This is a genomic window from Leptolyngbya sp. FACHB-36 (assembly GCF_014695955.1).
Classification (GTDB): Bacteria; Cyanobacteriota; Cyanobacteriia; order Leptolyngbyales; family Leptolyngbyaceae; genus FACHB-36.
This window is the reverse complement of the sequence record NZ_JACJPG010000441.1, coordinates 1-2,775: the sequence shown is the minus strand read 5'-3', so window position 1 is coordinate 2,775 and position 2,775 is coordinate 1. Positions and strand designations below refer to the sequence as shown.

The window sequence follows — 2,775 nt, the reverse complement described above, 5'->3', positions numbered from 1 at the left end:
TTTATCAATGTTTGCCGTCCCGCTACGGCTTTAATCCTGACGACGTGCGCAAAGCAGACGCGATCGAAATTGTCATCGGTCAAGGCGCAAAACCCGGCGGCGGCGGCATGTTACTCGGACAAAAGATCAATCCCCGCGTTGCCGAAATGCGAGCGCTGCCGGAAGGCGTTGATCAGCGATCTGCCTGCCGCCACCCCGACTGGACCGGACCGGATGATTTGACGATCAAAATTCAAGAACTGCGCGAACTCACCGATTGGGAAAAACCTATCTATGTCAAAGTCGCTGCATCGCGGACGTTCAACGATGTCAAACTTGCCGTTCATGCAGGTGCCGATGTCGTCGTCGTGGACGGGATGCAGGGCGGCACCGCTGCGACGCAAACCGTATTCATCGAGCATGTGGGCATTCCGACACTGGCAGCGGTGCGTCAAGCCGTAGACGCTCTAGAAGACATGGACATGAAAGGCAAGGTGCAACTAATTGTTTCGGGTGGCATCCGTACCGGAGCCGACGTTGCAAAAGCGATCGCAATGGGCGCGGATGCCGTGTCGATCGGGCAGGGGGTCCTGATTGCGCTTGGCTGCAATAGCGAAACCTACGTGCAGGACGGCACGCACTATTCAGCCGTCGAGGACTACCACGCCCTCGGCACCGCTCCCGGCTACTGTCACCACTGCCATACCGGGAAGTGTCCAGTCGGCGTTACAACCCAGGATGCCGTGCTAGAGAAGCGACTGGAGCCAGAAGTTGGAGCGCGACGGCTGAAAAACTACTTTAAGACGCTGAACATGGAGCTGACGACGATCGCTCGCGCCTGTGGCAAACAGAATGTGCATCATCTAGAGCGCGAAGATCTAGTTGCGCTGACGATCGAAGCGGCGGCAATGGCTCGTTTGCCGTTAGCAGGAACTCCCTGGATTCCGGGTTGGCAGGGTTAGAGCGTGCTTTAAACCTGTTGATGACTTGTTAATCTGCGAGAAAATCAGTTAGAGCAGTGACACCAATTCGGAGTTCGAAATTCGCAATTCGGAATGGCAGACGCTGGAGTTCACCTACGTTTTAGCGGTTTGATCGGTCGCTGGAATTTAGAGAATTGCTCTGAAACTGCCCTCATCCCCAACCTTTCTCCCGCAGGAGAAGGGAAAGATTTTTATTCTTTGACTGCTGAAGCTTCAGCATGGATGATTCGTATGATTTGGCAGTATCTGAATTGTATTTAAAGCTCAGAGATTGAATTTCACAATTCCGAAATCAACGAGTTTGCTTTTGTAGTCCCAGGCTGCTCACTATTTGACTCGTGTGCAGCAGCCTATGAACCGACTATTTCGTTGGATGATTCTTGTTTCCTTCTTGGTAGGTTGCATCCTATCTGTTTCATCTCAAATTCTGCACTCGGCAGCAGCGATGCCAAACTCAACAACTGAGTTACCTGTTCGCTTAGCTGTTGCCCAAGAAACTGACTTTGGGCGACATTTTCAAGAACTGGGAGTCGATGGCTCAGTGCTGATTTATGACCTGAACAACGATCGCGTTTACCAGCACAATCCACAACGGAATGCCACTGCTTTCCTGCCCGGATCGACCTTTAAAGTTCTCAATGCTTTAATTTCTCTAGAAACTGGGGTGATTCCAGATGAAATTACGGTTTTCACGTGGGACGGAATTCAAAGACAGGTTCCGGAGTGGAACCGAGACTTGAACCTGAAAGAAGCCATGGCGCTTTCTGCCATTTGGTTTTACCAAGTTCTCGCTCGTCGGATAGGACATGAGCGGATGCAAAACTGGGTGAGCCGAGTCGGCTACGGCAACCAGAAAATTGGTAAAAAAGAAGAGATTGACAGCTTTTGGCTACAGGGCGAACTGCGCATTACCCCTCAAGAGCAAATTCAATTTCTCCGCCGTCTTTACAAAAATGATTTGCCTTTTTCTGAGCGATCGCTTTCGATCGTCAAAAACATGATGATTGTGGAACAAACACCAGATTATACGATTAGGGGTAAGACAGGTTGGGTCGGATTTGCAGACGCTGTAAGACCGCAGATCGGATGGTTTGTCGGCTACTTAGAAAAGGGAAAGAACGTTTATTTTTTTGCCACCAACATCGAAATTCGGAACAAGAAAGACTCCTCTGCCCGAGCAGAACTCACCCGTCGCTGTTTCAAGGGTCTTGGAGTGTTGTGAGTGAGTTGTTAGATAATGGGTCACAAGCTTCCCTCATCCACTCACCGTGCCAGAATCCGCCTTGTGATTGTCCCTCAAGGCAGATCACAGAAGCGGCTGCACCGCTTAGGGTGGCAGTATAAAGCTAGATTCTATTGTTACAATACTTTACATCACCCCTATCCGGCGTAGACCTATGAGTGTGAAGACTGCCTCACCCGAATTTTCGCCTGCTGCTTCGGTTGCAGAGACGCAGCCGCTTGTGGCTCCAACGCTCATGCTGGACAGAGACGTACCTGCCGAGTTGGAGGAGCTGCGATCGGCAGAAGCGCTGCCCATGGAGCCTGAGGCAGAGAGCTTACGCTACGACGCAGAGGCAGTCGAGGCACACTACCGCGGTCGTCCGTTCCAAGTTATGGGACGGCTGCTGCAAATTGTCCTGCCGTTTATGTCTCTGACGCTGCGGTGGTGGTGGAATCGTCGCATGGGTGCCTCTGAGCAACAGCAGAGGCAGCAGGCAATCCGCTTGCGGGAAGTGCTGACTCGCCTAGGACCCGCATTTATTAAAGTTGGGCAGGCGCTGTCTACTCGTCCGGATCTGGTACCGCCGCT

Annotated in this window: 3 protein-coding genes and 1 pseudogene; all 4 read left to right on the top strand. The window is 51.9% G+C overall.

Annotated features, from left to right (window positions below; translation table 11 throughout):
• Positions 1–941 (top strand): FMN-binding glutamate synthase family protein (locus tag H6F43_RS12535; RefSeq protein ID WP_190343088.1); only part of this gene is annotated, 941 nt, incomplete at its 5' end.
• A gap of 93 nt (positions 942–1,034) precedes the next feature.
• On the top strand, positions 1,035–1,223 hold the full coding sequence (locus H6F43_RS12530; RefSeq protein ID WP_190343087.1) for a hypothetical protein: 189 nt from the start codon (positions 1,035–1,037) through the stop codon (positions 1,221–1,223).
• Positions 1,224–1,314: 91 nt separating this feature from the next.
• A complete protein-coding gene (gene blaOXA / locus H6F43_RS12525) occupies positions 1,315–2,184 on the top strand; it encodes a class D beta-lactamase (RefSeq protein ID WP_190343086.1) in 870 nt (289 codons plus the stop codon).
• A gap of 175 nt (positions 2,185–2,359) precedes the next feature.
• A pseudogene (locus H6F43_RS12520) lies at positions 2,360–2,775 on the top strand (AarF/ABC1/UbiB kinase family protein); the annotation flags it as partial.

Excerpts from the sequence above, each read along its gene's own strand:
- H6F43_RS12530 (WP_190343087.1), top strand. The coding sequence starts at position 1,035 with ATGGCAGACGCTGGAGTTCACCTACGTTTTAGCGGTTTGATCGGTCGC.
- blaOXA (WP_190343086.1), top strand. The coding sequence starts at position 1,315 with ATGAACCGACTATTTCGTTGGATGATTCTTGTTTCCTTCTTGGTAGGT.